The sequence below is a fragment of the Methylobacterium gregans genome, assembly GCF_022179245.1.
Taxonomy (GTDB): domain Bacteria; phylum Pseudomonadota; class Alphaproteobacteria; order Rhizobiales; family Beijerinckiaceae; genus Methylobacterium; species Methylobacterium gregans.
This window is the reverse complement of sequence record NZ_BPQM01000115.1, coordinates 1-19,452: the sequence shown is the minus strand read 5'-3', so window position 1 is coordinate 19,452 and position 19,452 is coordinate 1. Positions and strand designations below refer to the sequence as shown.

At 67.6% G+C, this 19,452-nt stretch carries 13 protein-coding genes; 10 read left to right on the top strand and 3 right to left on the bottom strand.

Features of this window, described 5'->3' with window-relative positions; all coding sequences use genetic code 11:
* On the top strand, positions 1-3,403 hold a 3,403-nt coding region (locus MFF54_RS20810), incomplete at its 5' end, for a beta strand repeat-containing protein (protein WP_283206304.1).
* Positions 3,404-4,131: 728 nt separating this feature from the next.
* On the top strand, positions 4,132-4,695 hold the full coding sequence (locus tag MFF54_RS20805; protein ID WP_238305734.1) for a thermonuclease family protein: 564 nt from the start codon (positions 4,132-4,134) through the stop codon (positions 4,693-4,695).
* An 801-nt stretch (positions 4,696-5,496) separates the two neighbouring features.
* Here MFF54_RS20805 and MFF54_RS20800 read toward each other — a convergent pair.
* A complete protein-coding gene (locus tag MFF54_RS20800) occupies positions 5,497-7,407 on the bottom strand; it encodes a potassium transporter Kup (protein WP_238305732.1) in 1,911 nt (636 codons plus the stop codon).
* 262 nt (positions 7,408-7,669) lie between these two features.
* On the opposite strand from MFF54_RS20800, the gene MFF54_RS20795 reads away from it, so the two are divergent.
* The 3 genes from MFF54_RS20795 to MFF54_RS20785 all read left to right on the top strand — a co-directional run bounded on the left by MFF54_RS20795 (position 7,670) and on the right by MFF54_RS20785 (position 9,182).
* Positions 7,670-8,116, top strand: a complete 447-nt coding sequence (locus MFF54_RS20795) for a DMT family transporter (protein WP_238305730.1) — start codon at positions 7,670-7,672, stop codon at positions 8,114-8,116.
* Between the two features lie 180 nt (positions 8,117-8,296).
* Positions 8,297-8,584 (top strand): hypothetical protein, encoded by a 288-nt coding sequence (locus MFF54_RS20790; RefSeq protein ID WP_238305728.1) that lies wholly within the window; start codon positions 8,297-8,299, stop codon positions 8,582-8,584.
* Between the two features lie 76 nt (positions 8,585-8,660).
* Positions 8,661-9,182, top strand: a complete 522-nt coding sequence (locus tag MFF54_RS20785; protein ID WP_238305726.1) for a DedA family protein — start codon at positions 8,661-8,663, stop codon at positions 9,180-9,182.
* A gap of 30 nt (positions 9,183-9,212) precedes the next feature.
* Here the strand turns inward: MFF54_RS20785 and MFF54_RS20780 are convergent, their stop codons facing one another.
* The gene (locus MFF54_RS20780; RefSeq protein WP_238305723.1) at positions 9,213-11,327 is read right to left on the bottom strand and encodes a carbohydrate porin; all 2,115 of its coding nucleotides are present in this window, start codon (positions 11,325-11,327) and stop codon (positions 9,213-9,215) included.
* 266 nt (positions 11,328-11,593) lie between these two features.
* Here MFF54_RS20780 and MFF54_RS20775 point away from each other — a divergent pair, with 266 nt between their 5' ends.
* From MFF54_RS20775 to MFF54_RS20765, 3 genes are all read left to right on the top strand, one after another.
* Positions 11,594-12,601 carry a magnesium and cobalt transport protein CorA gene (locus tag MFF54_RS20775; RefSeq protein ID WP_238305712.1) on the top strand — a complete coding sequence of 336 codons (1,008 nt, stop codon included), beginning with the start codon at positions 11,594-11,596 and terminating at the stop codon, positions 12,599-12,601.
* Positions 12,602-12,743: 142 nt separating this feature from the next.
* The gene (locus MFF54_RS20770; protein ID WP_238305711.1) at positions 12,744-14,282 is read left to right on the top strand and encodes a CYTH and CHAD domain-containing protein; all 1,539 of its coding nucleotides are present in this window, start codon (positions 12,744-12,746) and stop codon (positions 14,280-14,282) included.
* 88 nt (positions 14,283-14,370) lie between these two features.
* Positions 14,371-14,802 (top strand): CBS domain-containing protein, encoded by a 432-nt coding sequence (locus tag MFF54_RS20765; protein WP_238305702.1) that lies wholly within the window; start codon positions 14,371-14,373, stop codon positions 14,800-14,802.
* Positions 14,803-15,105: 303 nt separating this feature from the next.
* Here MFF54_RS20765 and MFF54_RS20760 read toward each other — a convergent pair whose 3' ends face one another.
* Entirely contained in the window at positions 15,106-15,288 is a 183-nt protein-coding gene (locus tag MFF54_RS20760; RefSeq protein ID WP_238305693.1) for a hypothetical protein, read from the bottom strand.
* Positions 15,289-15,572: 284 nt separating this feature from the next.
* On the opposite strand from MFF54_RS20760, the gene MFF54_RS20755 reads away from it, so the two are divergent.
* Entirely contained in the window at positions 15,573-16,814 is a 1,242-nt protein-coding gene (locus MFF54_RS20755; RefSeq protein ID WP_238305691.1) for an efflux RND transporter periplasmic adaptor subunit, read from the top strand.
* 31 nt (positions 16,815-16,845) lie between these two features.
* The coding region (locus MFF54_RS20750; RefSeq protein WP_238305689.1) for an efflux RND transporter permease subunit at positions 16,846-19,452 on the top strand (2,607 nt) is incomplete at its 3' end.

Here is a 19,452-nt window from a genome sequence, read left to right as displayed (position 1 = left end):
CGCGATCCCGGGCGGTACCCAGGCGACGACGTTCACGATCGGCGACCCCGGCATCTACACCCTGGCCCAGGGCACCACGCGGACGCAGACCGCGGGCGCGGCGGTCTCGGCCACGGTTGCGAGTGGCACGACCCAGATCGATATCCAGGGCACGTTGGACAACGCCGCCTCCGGCGCGCGGGGGATCGACACCGATCTCGCTCGCGGGAGCGTGACGGTGGGCGCGGCCGGGACGGTCCGCACCCTGAACGGCGACGCCGTGCGCGTCCGGTCTGTCAACGGCCGGACCGACCTGACCAATCTCGGCCAGATCATCGCGGGCACGGCGGCTTTCACGCCCGCGCCCGGCGGCAGCGCGCCAGCCACCGCCTTCGCCGTGACCTATAACGCCGCGCGCGGCGCCTCCGGTGCCCCCGTGACCGACTACGAGAGCGGCGGCGTCATCACCAACGGCTCGGCCCAGAACACGACGGCGCTGATCCGCAGCGACACCGGCGACGCGATCCGCCTCGGCTCCCATCAGACGCTGGTCAATTACGGGCAGATCGTCGGCAACGGTCCGGTCAACGATTCGAGCGCCAACAACGGGCTCAACGGCACCGGCCTCGGGGGCAACGGCAACCCCAACACCTCGACGGCCGAGACCTACGACAACTCGCGCGGCGTGCGGCTCAACCAGTCCGGCGCCACCGCGGTCATTATCGAGAACCACAACCGGATCGAGGGCGCCCAGCACGGCGTTGATGTCGGGCAGGCGAACGTTACCGGCCTCGTGGTCGACAACCGCGCGGGCGCGACGATCCTCGGCTGGAACGGCTCGGGCGTCGGCGCCGACACGACGGGCACGGCCGCCAACACCGTGACGGTCAACAATGCGGGCATCATCCGCGGCGAGTACGCCCCGCGCTACGACCGCGCCGGCTACGTGACGGTCGACGGCGACGCGGACGGCGTCGACGTGGACGGGGCGGCCACCGTCAACAACTTCGCGGGCGGCGTGATCGCCGGATCCGGGGCGGACGGCAACCTCACCGGCCAGGGCGCGGGCGGCTTCGACTCCTCCGGGCGCGCCAACGCGAGCGAGGGCCTCTCCCTCGGCGGCGGCATCGTCAACAATGCCGGCCTGATCAGCGGCGCCAACACCGGTATCGTCGTCAACAACGACAGCAACACCACCGGCACCCGCAGCGGCGTCGCGGCGACCGCCATCACGAACGGTGCCACCGGCCGGATCGTCGGGCAGAGCGGCTACGCGATCCGGCTGGAGAACAAGGCCGGCAGCGCGATCGACAACGATACCCTCGTCAACGCCGGCACCATCGTCGGCAACGGCACGGTCCCGACCGGGACGGTGCTCCTCCAGAACAACACTGCCGATCCGCGCACGCTCGGCACCCTCGACGGCGTGATCTACTCCGCGGCCGATGCCGGCAGCGCCCGCTTCATCCGCGGCGACGGCGCGGCCATCCAGACCGGCGAGGGCGCCGACGTCCTCACGAACTACGGCACCATCACCGGCAACAGCGGCCGGGCGGTGAACCTGGAGGGCGGGGCCGACACGCTCAACCTCTACACCGGGTCCGTCCTCACCGGCCGGCTCGACGGCGGCGCGGGCGCGGACACGCTGAATCTGCGGCAGGACGACCGAGCCGCCACCGACCGCGACGGGCTCGGGATCAATAGCGGCGCGCGCACCGGAACGCTCGCGAACGTCGCCGGCTTCGAGACCCTGAACGTGCAGGGCGGCAACTGGACCCTGTCCGACGCACAGACTTACGCGACCGGCGCCGCGGTCGCGGCCGGTGCGACGCTGCGGGCGAACGCGGCCCTGTCCGCCGCGGTGGCGGTGAGCGGCACGCTCACCGGCTCGGGCATCGTCGGTGCCACCACGGTGGCGAGCGGTGGGACCCTCGCGTTCGGCGGGGCCGCGGGCAGCCTCAGCACCGGCAGCCTCAGCCTCGCCTCGGGCGCGACGCTCGCGGGGACGATTGCTACGGGCGGGGCGCCGCTCCACGTCGCCGGATCGGTCGCGCTGGCCGGGGCGAGCCTCACCCTCAGCCTCGGCGGGGCTTCGGGCGCGGGCGACAGCTTTCTGTTGGTCGACAACGACGGGAGCGATGCCGTCACGGGCGCGAACGGCGCGGGCGCGGCCTTCCTGCTCTACGACGGCGCCACGCTCGCCGAGGGCTCGACCCTCACCGTGCAGGACCGCGTCTATCGGGTCAGCTACGCGGGCGGCGACGGCAACGACGTGGCGCTCACGGACGTGACACCGGCCCTGCCGCCGACGGATACCGGTCCGACGCCGCCGACAACGCCGCCGGGCACCCAGGCCGGCGGCCAGGGCACGAGCCTCGCCACCACGACGGATCCGGCCGCCGCCGAAAACGCCGCGGACCAAGCGATCCGGGCGCTGCCACCCGGTGTCGACAAGGCGGCCGTCGAGAACGCGGTCGAGATTTTCCTGTCCGGCCTCCAGGCGGGCACGAGCATCAACGTCTCGACTTTCACGCCAACCCCGGGCGCCACCGACATCCGTATCGAGGGCCCCACCGACGGCACGCAGACCCTCGTCGTCCTCGACGCTTCCGCCCTGCCGCCGGGCACGCTCATCACCGTCAACAATATCGGCTTCGTCGCGCTCTCGGGGCCTGCCTCGCTGATCGGCGGCGATGGCTCGCAGGTCGTGTTCGGCGACGACGCGGCGCAATCCATGGTTCTGGGCGCGGACGACGACACGCTTCGCGGGGGCGGGGGCAACGATGTTGTCGGCTCGAAGGCCGGCAACGACCTATTCTACGGCGATGCCGGCAACGACACGGTGTTCGGCGGCATCGGGGTCGACACGCTGTTCGGCGGCACGGATCAGGATCTCGTCTACGGCAACCAGGACGCTGACCTGATCTACGGCAACCAGGGTCAGGACACGCTCTTTGGCGGCCAGGGCGACGACCGCGCCTTCGGCGGGCAAGGCGACGACCGCCTCTACGGCAATCTCGGCAACGATGTGCTGCTTGGGAATTTCGGGGCCGACATCGTCTACGGGAACCAGGGCAACGACATTGTCTACGGCAATCAGGGCGCGGACATCCTGTTCGGCGGCCAGGGCAACGACGTGCTCTACGGCGGTCAGGACGCCGACACGCTGGTGGGCGGGATCGGCGACGACACGCTGGTCGGCGGCCTCGGGGCCGATCTCTACCGCTTCGACCCGAATTCCGGCCGCGAGCTGATCCTGGGCTTCAACCAGGCCGAGGGCGACCGGATCGCGCTGGGCGGGCAGACCTACACGGTCAGTTCAGCACAGAACGGCGACGCGCTGCTCTCACTCTCGGGCGGTGGCGTGGTCGATATGGCCGGTATCCGGGCGAGCCAGATCAACGCTAGCTACTTCACAGCCTGACCTCCCTTCAGGCAGACAGCAGAACGCAGAGGGCTCGCCGAGAGGTGAGCCCTTTGACGTTCTGCCAGGCACCCAGGGTAGCGTCGGCTGAGACCCTTCTCGTTTCCGAACCCGATCGAGCTTTCGAACGGCTGGTTAAGCCCGAACAGCAGTCCTTCGTCGCTGACGCATTGAATGGCTGCTGAGGGTGGAGGCTGTGTAAAAAACTCAGGCTCACGCCGAGATCATAGAACAATCTTCTACGCTTCCGCCATTCGGGCGGTACCGCGTGAGCGTTTCCGATGCTCGCTTGCTGGCTGCAGGAGGCGCTCTTGTTTCGCTGCCCGCTCGTGGCGCCCTCATGCTCATAGGCGTGCCGAACCCGGTTCGCACGGTCCTAGTCGCCATCGTCCTGTCGAGCGCCGTGATGGTCACTATCCGGGCTGTGAGGTAGCGCACTCCACACGCATAGGAGTCGTAGCGAAACTAAGCGAGCGCGCGCTGAGGCCCAAAGGGTTAAAGCTTAATTTACAGCCTCTGAGCGATGGAAGGCGTTGAGTGAGCTTCCAAGAGGTCCGGCCTTAAGGCCTGGTGCGATCAAGCACATTCGGCGGCGCTGGACTTGTTATAATGTATTCACCGTAGCGCGCCTGAACTCTGTGGGCGCATAGTTTATTTGCAGCATGACAAGCCTGTTCCACTATGCTTTAGGTGCACTTGGGTGGGGCACACTCGCGGTCTGGCGGGTAATGGCACACACCTGGTACGTCGCAGCCATTGTCTTGGCGTTGGGATCGCAAGCGGTCTCGGCCGACGACGCGCTTCGCGGCCGAGCAACGGTCCTCGATGGCGACACCCTCGTAGTGCGAGGCAAAGTCCTTGGGCTGCTTGGCGTAGTGGCGCCGCGATCAACGCAGACCTGCGAGACAGCAGGAGGGCAGAGATACCTCTGCGGGAAGATCGCGGCTGAGGCGCTCGCGGCCCGGATAGGCGACACAAGCCTTGCCTGTGTCGTCGGCCAAGCCGATCCGCACGGACGCGCGCTCGCCACATGCCGCAAGGATGGCGAGGATCTTGCCGCTTGGCTGGTGTCTCACGGCTATGCCGTGGCCGACCGCCATGCCTCAAACGACTACGTTCCGAACCAGAAGCAGGCCTGGGCGAAGCGCAGAGGTCTGTGGGCGGGCGTCTTTGAAGATCCGACCACGCAGGAGCGGCAGGCGTACTCCGCCAAGAGCCACGTCGTCGATGCGGATCCTGCCGATCCCGTGACAACAGCTTCGACAGCTGCGGCCACGAGGAAGAGGCGTTAGTCTGTGGGTTGCAGTCGGCGGCAATCTAGGCTGTGGAGATTGTCGTTTCATCATCAATGCAGAAGATCGGATTCGGCTGCGCTTAACCAGGCTGGGCGCACGCTCCATCCATCCAGTGGAGATAAGCCCATGCGGATGTGGATGGTGGTAGGCGCAGCGGCTCTAGCCATAGCTGCCAGCATCCAAGGCGCAGAGGCACGTGGGCGTGGCTTCGGACGCTTGTTCTCCGGGCGTGCGCCGACACCTTACCAGCCAACCGCGACAATACCGGCCGCTGGTCAGCGGACGGACCCTCGCTCGGCGAGCCGGATCAGCTATCAGCCAGGCGTCGCGATTACCCCAGCTCGGGCCGCCACAGTCGCTGCAGCCACCACGATGCCGGTGGCGGTGGCTGCTACCGAGCTTCGCCTGTCCGAAGAGGCCGCAGCACCAGCACCTCCGCCACCTGCCTCAGCACCTCAGCCGCGACAGGAGGCACGTGCCGCTGTGGCAGTTTGCGCGCCGGACAGGCGAGTTGGTGGGCTAGGAGGGCTAGATGCCGGCTTCTGCCTTATCAACTAGGATACGCACTTCACCGCACTGTTGCGCCAGCTAGCGAGCGCCGCGAGAGTGACATCTTCCCTCTTCCAGGCGTGTGCAAGCTAAGAGACCGATTATGCCGCCCGTGCGCTCGTCCATGTGCAGTGTGCAGGTAGCCGGACCGCCCAAGCCCTGACTAACTCGTCGTGCGTCGGCCCCGGCCCGGTAGCCGAGATCAGCGTGAGGGCCCCCTTTGCCGCGCCCGGATCGGGCGCCGCGTCCTCAGATGTCGATCCGGGCACCGATCTCGACAGCCCTGTCAACCGGGATGCGGAAGTAGCGTGACGCATCGGTCGCCGCGCGCGCCATGGCGATGTAGAGGCGGTCCTGCCAGACCGGCATGCCCGTCTCCGGCGAGGGCACCAGCACCCGTCGCGTCAGGAAGTAGGACAGGTTGCCGGCATCAAAGCCGGCTGCGGCCAGGGCGCGGGGCAAGTCCGGCAGTTCCATGAACCCGAAGCGCACCGTCACGCAGGTGAACACGTCCGAGAGCGGCTTGACCGTGACACGGTCCGCCTGAGGCACCCGCGGCAGATCCTCGGTGACCACGTGCAGGATGACGTTGCGGGCATGCAGGACGTGGTTGTGCTTTACATTGTGCATCAGGGCACCGGGCGTGTCGCCCGGCGAGCCGGTCAGGAACATCGCCGTACCCGGCGCCCGTAGGACCGAGCCCGTCTCGGCCATGTGCGTGAAGTTCGACAGGGGCACGCGGCGCCGATGAATCTCCTCTGCAACCAGGGCGGACCCGCGCCTCCATGTCCACATGGCGGTAACAAGCGCCGCCCCGATTGTCAGGGGCACCCAGCCGCCGTGGAGCAGCTTCAGCGCGTTGGCGGACAGGAACACCAACTCGATGAGCAGGAACGGCGCGATGATCGCGGCTGCCAGCACCGGCGACCAGCGCCAGGCCTTCCAGGCCACGACGAAGAGCAGAACCGCCGTTATGACCATGTCGCCGGTGACCGCAATGCCGTAGGCCGCCGCCAGCGCGCTCGACGATTTGAACAGCACCACCAGGAACACGACTGCGACGAGCAGCCACCCGTTCACCCGCGGGATGTAGATCTGACCCTTTTCCGTCTCGGAGGTGCGCAACACGCGCATGCGGGGCAGCAGGCCGAGTTGCATGGCCTGCTGGGTGATCGAGAAGGTGCCGGTGATGACGGCCTGGCTCGCGATGACGGTCGCCACGGTGGCCAGCAGCACCATCGGCAGCAGGGCCCAGGACGGGTAGAGCAGGAAGAACGGGTTCTCGATGCGCTCGGGGTGGGCGAGTAGCATGGCACCCTGGCCGAGATAGTTCAGGGCAAGCGCCGGCAGGATCAGGCCGAACCAGGCTGCCCGGATCGGCGAGCGACCGAAATGGCCCATGTCGGCGTAGAGCGCCTCGGCACCGGTCACGGCGAGGAAGACGGCGCCGAGCGCGAGCAAGCCGGCCGTGCCATGATTGAGCAGGAAGCTGATCCCGTATGCCGGGTTGAAGGCCGCCAGGATGCTCAGGTCGTCGGCGAGATGGCCCAGGCCGCCGAGCGCCATGACGACGAACCAGAACGCCGTGATCGGCCCGAAGAACGTCGCAACCCGCGCCGTGCCATGGCTCTGGACCGCGAACAGGCCGATGAGGATGGCGAGGCTGAGCGGCAATACGTATGGCTCGAAGGCGGGGGTGACGAGCTTCAGCCCTTCGACGGCGGACAGCACTGAGATCGCCGGCGTGATAATGGCATCGCCGTAGAACAGGGCGATCCCCACCATGCCGAGGACGATGACGAAGCTGCCGGAATGGCCGAGGACCCGCTGAGCGAGTGCGACGAGGGAGGGCGTGCCGCCTTCACCCTCGTTGTCGGCTCGCATGACGAGCAACACGTACTTCAGCGTCACGATGAGGATGAGCGCCCAGAGGATCAGCGAGACGACGCCGAAGACCATGTCGCGCGTCGGGGCGTGTCCCCCGCCTGCGGCAGCGTGCAGGGATTCCTTCAGCGCGTAGAGCGGGCTCGTGCCGATGTCGCCGTAGACGATGCCGACGGACCCGAGGGTCAGCGCCCAAAAGCTCGTCTTGGAGCCATGGCCCGCATCGGCCGGCAGCGGCGTCTGCGAAGCCGAGAACTCTGTTGTGGAACCCGACATCCGACGCGTCCTCCGAACACGGGTGGTTCCCGCCAGGATCGGCCTTCAACGGCCAAACGGCTCCCTTCGTTCGCGGCAAAAGCATAGTGCTCGGGCAAGCCGCCTCATTCCTACGTGCCTCTCGCGGGCTGGCTCGGACACTGGAGGAACCATCGCTGCTGCCGCGGACTTTCGCTCCCCGCGCCCGGCCAAACGCCGAAGGGGGAGTTTTGATGTTCGGCAAAGCAGTTCACCGCACTGCGGCGGCCACGGGAGGATGTCGTTGACGGCGCTCCTCGCCTGGGCCTTCGCCGTCGCTGCCGGTGCCCTCGTCACCGTCCAGGCCGGGGCCAATGCCGAACTCAAGCGCGGCTTCGGCGAGCCGGTGCCGGCCCTCATCGTCAACTACCTGTTCGGGCTCAGCGTGGTGGTGGCCTACTTCCTGGCCATGCGGATCTCTTGGCCCTCCTTCGAGAAGATGGGGGCGGTACCCTGGTGGGCTTGGTTTGGCGGTCTAGCCGGCTCGGCCTACGGCGTGGCGGCGATCCTGCTGGCTGGCCGCCTCGGAGCGGCGACCCTGATGGCGCTGGTGTTGACCGGCCAACTCGTGGCTTCGGTCATCCTCGACCATTTCGGCTGGGTCGGCTTCGAGGTGCACCAAGCGAGCATCGGGCGCATCTTCGGCTGCCTGCTGATGCTGGCAGGTCTCGCCTGCATCAGTGTGTTCTAATGCTTCAGAGTGACCCGAGCACGCCGCGAACGGCAGGCCAAGATACCTCTCGGTGGCGCCGACGCTTGTTCCCGGTGGGACCGGGGACACCTACCGAGGCTGGGCTTGGTCAGTCCTCGAATGCCGGAACGCTCCTGCCGCGGCAGCGGTTCTTCTGCCCATCAAGCTAGGAGCACCAGTATGCGACTTGTCGGACACGCGGCGGCCATCGCCATCGTCACGCTCATGGGCGCCGGGGCCGCGGAGGCGAAGGGCTGCATCAAGGGCGCGATCATCGGCGGCTTGGCGGGCCACTATCTGGCCGAACGCGGCGTCGTCGGTGCCGTAGCGGGCTGCCTCGGCGGCCGCTACCTGGCCAACCGTCAGGCCCGGCGCCAGCGCGAGATCGACTACGGTTCCCGCGTGCAGCCGCGGGGCGCCGGGTACGGTTCCCCACAGGCTTATGGGCAACGCTCCTACGGCTACTGAACGAGCCTGAGTACACCGAGCGGGGCGGCGTCGGCGCAGCCCCGCTCACCCTGACACCTCTCGACAACGTGGTGACATGGACCTCGACGCGATCCGGCAATGGGCGCTCGCCTTCATCGAGGCTCACAAGGCCTGGACGCCGCTGATCGCGGGGATACTCGCCTTCTGCGAGTCTGTCGCCTTCCTCTCGTTCTTGGTGCCCGCCACCGTCATCCTGCTCGCGCTCGGGCCGATGATCGCGGCAGCCGACGTCTCATTCTGGCCGATAGTGCTCTGCGCCGCCGTCGGGGCCGCGCTCGGCGACTGGATCTCCTACGAGTTCGGGCACTACTTCAAGGACGACGCCAAGCGGATGTGGCCGATGCGGCGCTACTCAGCGGCCGTGGCACGCGCGGAGGCCTTCTGCAGCCGCTGGGGCGCTGGCGCGGTGGCCCTGGGGCGCTTCTTCGGACCGATCCGTGCTGTAATCCCGCTAGTCGCCGGTGTCTTCGGCGTACGCCGCCTGCCGTTCCAGGTCGCGAACATCGCCTCGGCACTCGCCTGGGCGTTCATCCTGATCGCGCCGGGGGCCGGGCTTATGACGTGGTGGCGAGGCTGAGTACGAGCGAGGAGCCTCACGCGGCCTGCTTCAGAAGTCGACGTGCAGGCGTGTCGCGAAGAAGTCGGCAGGACCCCGGTCCTTGTTGTAGGCCGGGTTCTCGACGTGCTGGTAGTCGAACGTCACCGTCATCGCCTTGGTGAGGCTCACCGCGTAGAAGGTCTCGAACGCACTCTCCGGAGCGTAGCGGGTCAGCCGGCCGTCGCCGATCAGCAGGCCCAGGCCGCCGGCCGCGAAGAAGGCTCGGTGCGCTGGGGTGATGCCGTTGACCGCGGCGCCGACGCCGACCGTGTCGTTCGGGCGTCCCCACGCCGTGCCCTTCATAGAGAATCCGCCTGAGAACGAGCGGTCGATGTCGGTGAAGGACAGGCTCTCGTTGCGCCCGTCGTTGAAGCTGGCGCGCGCGAACAGGCCGAGGTCGTCCGTCAGTTCCTGCTCCAGGTTGGCGTAGAAGCCAGTCTTGCGGCGCGGGCGGCGCGTCAGGGCGGTTGCCGTAACGGCGTCGTCGAACACGCCCGCCCCGGTCAACGCCGCCACCTGGCGGAAGTCGGCCACGTTGCCGACGTTGGAGAAGAAGCCGAGCCGCAGCACGCCAGGACGGGCGAGTTCAGGCAGCCGGTAGCGGCCCTCGAACTCGACGTTCAGCCCCGCGCGCTCGAACACCCGCGGGTCGAGCACATCGCTAGAGGGCTGCTTCGGCACCTGCGTGTAGGCCGCCCGGATCGCGAACTCCTTGCGGTTGTATTCGGCCATCACGCCCTGAGTGAAGCCGGGCAGGTTCGCCGGGAAGTCCCAGGCCGAGGCCGCCCAGAGCGACCAGTTGAAGAAGTCCACGCGCGGGTCATGGGCGTAGCGGTTGCCGTCGAAGAAGTCGCCCAGCGCGAACTTGCCGGCCACCACGGTGATCCGCTCGATATCGCGCCGGGTTGCCACCTGGTTCGGACCGTCCGGCACGTCCTCGGTCTCGCCGCCGAGGCCGAAGGTCTGGCGCACGAAGTAACGGTTCGAGCGCAGACGAGGGAAAGCGGCCCCGGCCTTCTGGGCCTCGCCGTTGACGAAGCCGGCTACCCCGGTGGTACCGGAAAGGCCGAAGCCCTGGCTGAACTCGGGGTTGTGATAGAGTTCAGTGCCCTCCCAGAGCTTGAGGCCCAGGAAGGCGGTCGCCGTTGTGGTCTGTTGCGTCTGCGCCGGCACGAGGCTCTGCGGGCCGAGATAGGGCGAGCGGAAACTCGGTACGCCTTGGGCGATCAGGGTCGTCTGCCCATGCAGCGAGAAGCGGTCACCCTCGCCGCGACCGGGATCGTGGGGAGCCGCTTCGTCCTCCTCAGGCGGCAGGCGGATGCCTTCCGGAAACCAGATCAGGCGGGCGAACATTTGGTTGCCGGTAGCCGACGCCCGGGTCGACACAGGCCCGCCAAACGGTCCCGGCACCGCGCCGAGGTTGAACCGCCGGCTCTCGCCGAGGTCGACGTAGCGGTAGTCAATGCCGAGCGCGAAGTTGGGGTGGAACGCGAACTGGACGCCCGCGCCGAGCGCGAAGCCAAGGTAGCCCTGCTCTGCGCGCGCCGTGGAGAAGCCGCCAGTGGCGAGGTCTGGGTAGGTCGCGGTGAAGCGGGAGTTCGCTCCGGCCAGGCCGACGCTCGCGTAGACGAGGGAGCGCTCGAAGCTGTAGCCGAGGCGCGCGCGCAGGGAGCCGTAGAGGTCCGTCTTGGCGCGCAGTAGGCTGGCGTCCGCGTCGAGTCCCTCATAGCCGAAGCCGGGCGTGGACAATGCAAGCGGTCGCTTCAGGTTGGCCGCGGAGAGGTCGGCCTCGACGCCGTAGGCCCAGGGTCCGGTCTGCCACGTCCAGCCCCCGAATAGGCCTCCGACCGCGGTGGTGGCGTTCTGGCCCCGGTCGCGGCTTCCCGTAGCGTCGCCGGTCCGGAAGGTCTGGACACGCCGGCCCCCGACGGTCGTGCGGTCGAAGTTGAAGGCTCCGTAGGACGCCCCCGCGCTCGCCTGCACGCCGACGTATCCGCCAGACCAATCCACGAAGGCCGGCACGGAAGAGAGGGCAGCCTTGCCTGCCAGGTCCGCGGCCTGCGCCGCAGCAGGTACCAGTAGGACCGCGAGGCCACCAAAGCCGACCCATAAGCGGCTGTGCATCGGGAGCGCCCGATCCTTCATACGCCGCGCATTCCCTCAGACGGTGTCCGTGCCGAACAGCCACGATGACCAAAGCATGTAAAGCGCGGTGGTCCCGAACTCGGGAAATGCAGCGCGGGCAAAATCTATGTGTTGGCTGGCCGCAACAGAGGCTGGAGCCGTCACGGATCTGTCATCGACCTCAGGGTGTTTATGGCAACCGCTAAGGTAAACCCCAGCTGTATGGCGCATCGGTGTCTGCCTAGCTGACGAAGAGACCGACCCTGATGCTCGCCACGCCCGCCGCACCCTCTTCGACGCAGAAGCCGGGCGTCGTCATGTCCGCCGCGTATGCTGATGGGCAGCGCGTCAAGGACGTGGCCATCGAGGAAGCTGGCGATTGGGCACGCCGCCCCGGTCACCTCGTCTGGATCGGCCTGTACGAGCCCTCGGCCGAGCTGCTAGGCGAGATCCAGGCGCAGTTCGACCTGCATCCGCTCGCCATCGAAGACGCCCAGGACGCTCACCAACGCCCGAAGCTCGAACGCTACGGTGACTGCCTGTTCGTGGTCGCTCGCACCGCCCAGCTCGTGCAGGGACGGATCGCGCTCGGCGAGACGCACCTGTTCATCGGGCGCGGCTTTGTCGTCACCGTGCGCCACGGGGCCTCTGTCTCCTACACGCCCGTGCGGGAGAAGACGGAAGCCTGCCCAGACCTGCTGGCGCACGGTGAGGACTACATCCTCTACGCCGTTCTTGACTTCATCGTCGATAACTACGCCCCGGTCATGGAAACGGTGCTGGCCGAGGTGGAAGCCATCGAGGACTCCATCCTCAAGCGCGAGCTGCGCTCCGACGAGGTCGAGCGGCTCTACATGCTGCGGCGCGACTTGCTGCGCCTGCGCACGGCTGTGGTGCCGCTCGTCGAGGTCTGCCGCAAGCTGGAGCATGGCGACCTCGTGGCCATCGACGAGGAGATGCAGCCGCTCTTCCGGGACGTCTCCGACCACCTGCGTCGAGCCCAGGACGAGATCGACGCCGTGCGCGAGGTGCTGGCCTTCGCCTTCGAGGCAAGCCTGATGCTGGGGCAGGCGCAGCAGACCGTCATCACCCGCCGGCTCGCCGCCTGGGCCGCCATTCTCGCGGTCCCGACGGCGATTGCCGGCATCTACGGCATGAACTTTGAGATCATGCCCGAGCTGAAGTGGCGCTACGGCTACTATCTCGTCCTCGGCGGCATCCTCGCCGCTTGCGCCCTCCTGTACTGGCGCTTCCGGAGGAACGGCTGGCTGTGACGGAACGTCGGCGCCGGCAATCGCGCGACCGTCCCCGGAACCAGGCCGGCGATCCGAAGCCACTTCTGGCGCGTTGTGGATGCGACCTCGCAGGGCGCCACTGTGGACGTGCCCTGACCATCGTGGCAGCAGGAAGGACTGGATGACCGGACCGCGCGAGATCGAGCTGAAGCTGGAATGCGAGCCCTCCGACCTCGGTACATTGCAAGGCCACACGCTCCTGCAGGAGGCGTCCGAGCAGGACGAGGCGGATCTGAGTTCAGTCTACTTCGACACAGCCGAGCAAAGCCTGCGCCGAGCCGGGCTCGGGCTGCGCGTGCGCCGGCATGGCGAGCGCTTCATCCAGACCCTCAAGGCCGAGGGTGACGGCCTCTTCGACAGGCCCGAATGGGAGCAGGAGGTCGCCGGCCCCCAGCCGGACCTCGGCGTCCTGGCCGACACGCCGCTCGCCAAGATCCTCGGTCGCAAGGACAAGCTGCAACCCCTGTTCACCACCGCTGTGACGCGGCAAACCTATCTCGTCGAGCAGGGCCGATCGCGCATCGAGGTTGCGCTCGACTCAGGGCAGATCACGTCGCCGACCGCTGGCGACCGGACTATCGCTATCTGCGAGGTGGAGCTGGAACTCAAGGACGGCGTTGCCGGGGATGTGTTCGCCCTAGCCCACGCCGTTGCCTCTCTCATCCCGCTGCGTCTGGGCGTCCGCAGCAAGGCCGAGCGAGGTTATGCGCTGGCCTCGGGCGAACTCGACTGCGTGCGCAAGGCCGAGCCCGTGCCGCTGCACGCGGACATGAATACGGCCGAGGCCTTCCAGTCCGTGGCACACGCCTGCCTGCGCCACATGCGGTTGAACGAGGATGTGCTGCTGCAGGGCCGCGACGCGAATGCCCTCCATCAGGTGCGCGTCGCGATCCGGCGACTGCGCTCGGCCTTCTCGCTATTCGGCGACCTCATCGACGATCCGCAAGGCAGCCGCATCCGGGCCGAGTTGAAGCGGGTGACGGAGCCGCTGGGTCATGCCCGCAACCTCGACGTCTTCCTGGCCACCACGCTGCCGGCCGAGCGCGAGCGGCACCCGGACGAGCCCGGCTTGCTCAACCTGGAGACGCAGCTCGAAGACCAGCGCACACGGGCCTACGAGGCCGTGCAGACCTTGCTGCGCTCTGAGGCGTGGCGTGCGCTGCTGCTCGATCTCATAGGCTGGATCAACGCCGGCCCTTGGCTCTTGGACGAGGCCGAGGAGCGTGTGAGGCTACGTGAGGAGGCCGCACGCGATTTCGCGGTGCGCGAACTCGACCGCCGCCGCCGACAGGTGAAGCGGCGCGGCCGCAATCTCGACGCGCTCAGCCCCGAGGACCGGCATCAAGTGCGCATCGCCGCCAAGAAGCTGCGCTACGGCGCTGAGTTTTTCGCCGGCCTCTACCCGGCCAAGAAGGCGGTGAAGCGTCACGCCACCTTCGTCAAAGCGCTCGCCGAGTTGCAGGATCACCTCGGCGCCCTCAACGATATCGCGACGGGCCACGAGGTCGTGCGAGACATTGCCGAAGAACACGCAGACGCCTCGGCCCTGTTCGCGGCCGGCATGACAGTGGCCGACCTTGAGGCGCGCACCCGCATGCTCCTGGCAGCCGCCGCCGACGCGCACGAGGATCTCGTCGATGCTAAGCCCTTCTGGCGATAGCTGGACGGATCAGCCGTCTTGTGACGGTTCCTTGAACCTTCAGACGTGCTTGCCGATTGTTCCGGCACCGCGTCGGTGGAGGTCGGCCATGATCATCCGTAGCGTTGGCGAACTGGTGCGTGGCCGATCCCTCCACGCCATCGACGCTACCGCTACGGTCACGGAGGTATGTCGGCGGTTGCGCGAACATCACGTCGGCGCGCTTGCCGTGACGGAAGGGGAGAGCCTCGTCGGCATCATCAGCGAGCGCGATGTGATCGCCCGGGTCATCGCCGTCGCGTTGGACCCGCAGATCACCCAGGTCCGGGCCGTGATGACGCCGGATCCGCTGACGATCGACGTCGAGGAAGGCTTGGTTGACGCGCTTCAGAGGATGCTTGATGGCCATTTCCGGCACTTGCCCGTGATGCAGGACGGACAGGTCATGGGCATGATCTCGATGCGGGACATCCCGACCGAGTACCGGCTCATGCGCCAGCGCTACGAGCAGATGCGAGTCAAAGACGGAGCCGTCGCATAGCCGAGAGCCTGCCCTCCTGAACGCTTCGGGATTGGGCATCAGCTAACGGGTGCCGACCATCAACCGTTCTAGATCTTGGCTAGCGATGCTCCGGCACCCCGCGAAGACCCAATACTCGACCGCTGGACGTTGATCGCGGTCCTGGCCGGCTCCCTGGCATCGCTAGGCCGAACGCAAGTCTCTCAGGAGCGGAAACAGCTCTGGCCGCACGGCGCAGCGCGGGGGTGAGCCGGAGGCTTAGCAGGCTGCTTCCTTCACGGTCATCACCGGGAATGAGAGTGCTGATTCAGCAGCAGACCGAGGTCAGATATCGGTCTCGCGTCTCGATGCCGCCTCCGGGCCGCTCCCAGTCTGCAACACGCTAATTCCGCCGGTTTCGCCGCTGATCGGCAGGGGCTCGTTGGACATCTCGGGCTCCGCCGGCCAGCCGTAGCCATGCTTGGCCTCCGTTTCGGCAGCACGTGCGGCCTCGTGATCGGCGATCATGCGCTGTTGGTCTCTCGTCGGCTGATCGGGCATTGCAGCCTCCCTGTTCTCCAGTGTCTTTCGGCTGGCCCCCCGGACCTCTGTCGGCAGCCTCCCGTATCAACTGCCGAGCGCGTTGTTTTGTTGTTGAAATATAATCGTCACAAAATTGTAAAAGAACTAATTTCTGTAATTTGTTTTGTTTTTGCTGAACCATCGGTCTGGATGAGGATTATAGAACGGCAGTTTTCTGGCGATAGGCAGGCATGCCTCGTCGCGCGGCCGAACCGGGTACGACAGACCGAATGACCGCATCGCACCGCCCAGACCCGGCGACCGTCCGCCTCGGCCGCTCGATCCAGATCGTGATCTTGGCGGTTTGCGCCATCGCCGCGTTCGCCGCTTGGCGTTGGCAGTCCAGCTCGGCCACGGCCGCAGCGACGACGAACGCAGCGGCCCCCGCGGCCGAGGTCCCTTTTCGGCTGACCGAGGCACAGCTTGCGGCCGTCACCAGCGAGGCCGTCGAGCAGCGCCAGTTCTTTGAGGAGATCGTCACCGAGGGTAAAGTCGGCGTCGACGAGTATCAGGCCACGCCCGTCTTCTCGCCCTATCCGGGACGCGTCGTCGCGATCTTCGCCCGCACCGGCGAGCAGGTGCGCCAGGGCCAGCGCCTGTTCTCGATCCAGGCCAACGAGATGGTCCAGGCGCAGAACGACTATCTCGCTGCCCTCAACATCCTGAACAAGGCCCGCTCGCAACTCGCCTTCGCCCAGGCAGCCGAGAAGCGCCAGCGCGATCTCTACGAGGGCCGCGTCACGACGCTGCGCGAGCTGCAGACTGTGCAGAACGACCTCAACACGGCAAGCAACGACGCCAAGACCGCCGAGGTCGGGCTGGAGGCGGTGAGGAACCGCCTGCGCATCCTGGGCCTGCGCGACGACGAGATGGCCAACCTGCAGAAGGGTGCCATCAACCCCGAGACGGCGATCAACGCGCCGCTCAGCGGCACCATCATCCAGCGCAAGATCGGCCCCGGCCAGTACGTCACCACGGGCGGCGGCGAGCCCTCCTACATCATCGGCGACCTGTCCAAGGTCTGGCTCATCGTGCAGCTGCGCGAGTCCGACCTCGCGCGGATCGAGATGGGGGGCAGGCTGCAGTTCCGCGTACTCTCGCACCCGGACCGCGTCTTCGAGGGCCGCATCAACTTCATCGGCTCCTCGGTCGATCCGGCCACCCGGCGCATCACCGTGCGGGCCGACATCGACAACCCGCAGCGCCTCCTCAAGCCCGAGATGTACGCCAGCGTGCGCATCATCAACGAGCGCGAGAACCTCTCCCACGCGGTGCCCCGCGCGGCGGTCGTTCTGGAGGGCCAAAAGGCGAGCGTCTGGGTGCTGAAGCCCGGCAACGTGGTCGAGAGCCGCCGGGTCCGGACCGGCATCATCGACGGCGGCAACATCGAGGTCCTCGAAGGCCTCGCGCTCGGCGAGCGGGTGATCTCGCGCGGCTCGCTGTTCATCGACCGCATGGTGACGCGGGGCTGACGCGCGGCGTCCCGAACTTCAGGGGGAGTGCATGAGGGGCATCGTCGGGCTCGCCCTGCGCCAGCGCGCGCTTGTGGTGCTGGCCTTCGTCCTGCTGTTGGCGGCGGGCCTTGCGGCGTTCCGGACCCTCAACATCGAGGCCTACCCGGACCCGACCCCGCCGATGGTGAACGTGATTACCCAGGCGCCCGGCCTCTCGGGGGAGGAGATCGAGCGCTACGTCTCGGTGCCGATCGAGGTGATCACCGCGGGCCTGCCGAACCTCAAGCAGGTGCGCACCGTCTCGCTCTACGGCCTCTCCGACGTGAAGCTGCAGTTCGGCTTCGAGTTCACCTACCGGGAGGCCGAGCAGCAGGTGCTGAACCGCCTCGCCCAGCTCGACCCGCTGCCGAACGGGGCCAAGCCCACCATCTCGCCGGTGAGCCCGATCGGCGAGATCTTCCGCTACAAGCTCACCGCGCCCGACGGCTACAGCACCCTCGATCTCAAGTCCCTGCAGGACTGGGTGCTGCGGCGCCGCTTCCGCGCCGTGCCGGGTGTGATCGACGTGATCGGCTGGGGCGGCAAGACCAAGACCTTCGAGATCGCGGTCGATCTCGACCGGCTGACCGCCCATGGGCTGACGCTCGCCGGCGTGGTGAAGACGCTCAACGACAGCAACCTCAATGTCGGCGGCAACCGGATCAGCCTGGGCAGCCAGTCGGCGGTGGTGCGCGGCGTCGGCTTGATCCGGTCCACCGACGACATCGAGGAGACGGTGCTGAGCCAGTCGGGCGGCGCGCCGGTGCTGGTGCGCGACGTGGCCAGCGTCACGATCGGCCACCAGCCGCGGCTCGGCATCGCCGGCATGAACGAGGACGACGACATCGTCCAGGGCATCGTGCTGATGCGCCGGGGTGAGGAGAGCACGCCGGCGATCGAGGCGGTAAGGGCGGAGGTCGCCCGGATCGAGGCGGCCGGCATCCTGCCGCCGGGCGTGAAGATCGAGCGGATCTACGACCGCGCCGACCTGATCGCGGTCACCACCCACACGGTGCTGCACAATATGGTGTTCGGCATCGCACTGATCCTCGTCGTGCAGTGGCTGTTCCTGGGCAACCTGCGCAGCGCGCTGATCGTGGTGGCAACGATTCCCTTCGCGCTGTTCTTCGCGGTCATCATCCTGGTGGCGCGCGGCGAGTCCGCGAACCTGCTCTCAGTCGGCGCGCTCGATTTCGGGCTCATCGTCGACGGCACGGTGATCATGGTCGAGGCGATCTTCCGGCGCCTCTCGGGCCATGGACCAACCCAGACGGCGGGACCACCGACCGGGTTCTCGGGCAAGCTCACCAACATCCTCTGGGCCTCGGGCGACGTCAGCCGCTCGATCGTGTTCGCGGCCGTGATCATCGTCACCGGCTTCCTGCCGCTCTTCACGCTGACCGGCGTCGAGGGCCACATCTTCGGGCCGATGGCGCAGACCTACGCCTACGCCCTGCTCGGCGGCCTGATCGCGACCTTCACGGTGACGCCCGTGCTCTCCGCCTACCTGCTGCCCGAGCACGTGCGCGAGGTCGAGACCGTGCTGGTGCGCGCGCTAGATCGGCTTTACCGCCCGGCGATCCGCGTGGCGCTCGCCAACCGCATTCTGACACTCGGACTCGCCGCGATCCTGGCGGGCGGGGTGGGCGTGGCCGGGCGCGGACTCGGCCTTGAATTCCTGCCGAAGCTGGAGGAGGGCAATCTCTGGCTGCGCGCCACCATGCCGGCCACGATCTCGCTCACCGAAGGCAACCGCTACGTCAACCGTATCCGCCGGATCATCGCGGCGGTGCCGGAAGTCGAGCGCGTGGTCTCGCAGCACGGCCGGCCCGACGACGGCACGGACGCGGCCGGCTTCTTCAACGGGGAGTTCTTCGCGCCGCTCAAGCCCACCGAGCAGTGGCGGGAGGGCGTGACCAAGGAGGCCATGCTCGCCGACCTTCTGGAGCGGCTGCGCCGGGAGTTCCCGGGTATCGAGTTCAACGTCTCGCAGTACCTGCAGGACAACGTTGCCGAGGCGGTCTCGGGGATCAAGGGCGAGAACTCCTTCAAGGTGTTCGGCCCCGACCTCCAGGCCCTCACCGACGTGGCGCGCCGGGTCGAGGCCGTGCTCAGGACCGTGCCAGGCGTGACCGATCTCGGCGTATTCACCTCGCTCGGGCAGCCGACCGTGCAGATCAACGTCGACCGGATCCGCGCCGCCCGCTACGGGCTGACACCGGGCGACATCAACGCCACGGTGCGCACGGCGATCGGCGGCGACAGCGCGGGCGATCTCTACGATTCGGGCAGCGACCGGCACTACCCGATCGTCGTTCGCCTCGCCCAACAATTCCGGCAGAGCGTGCAAGCGATCCGCAACCTGCGCATCGCCGGACAGGGGCCGAACGGGGCGGTGCTGCAGGTGCCGCTCAACGAGGTGGCGAGCGTCGAGCTGGTCTCGGGGCCCGCCTACATCTACCGCGAGGGCCAGGAGCGCTACCTGCCAGTGAAGTTCAGCGTGCGCGAGCGCGATCTCGGCAGCACCATCCTGGAGGCCCGCGAGCGCGTGGCCGCCGAGGTGCAGCTGCCGCCGGGTTACCGGCTCGAACTCGCCCACGAGTTCGAGCCGGTAACC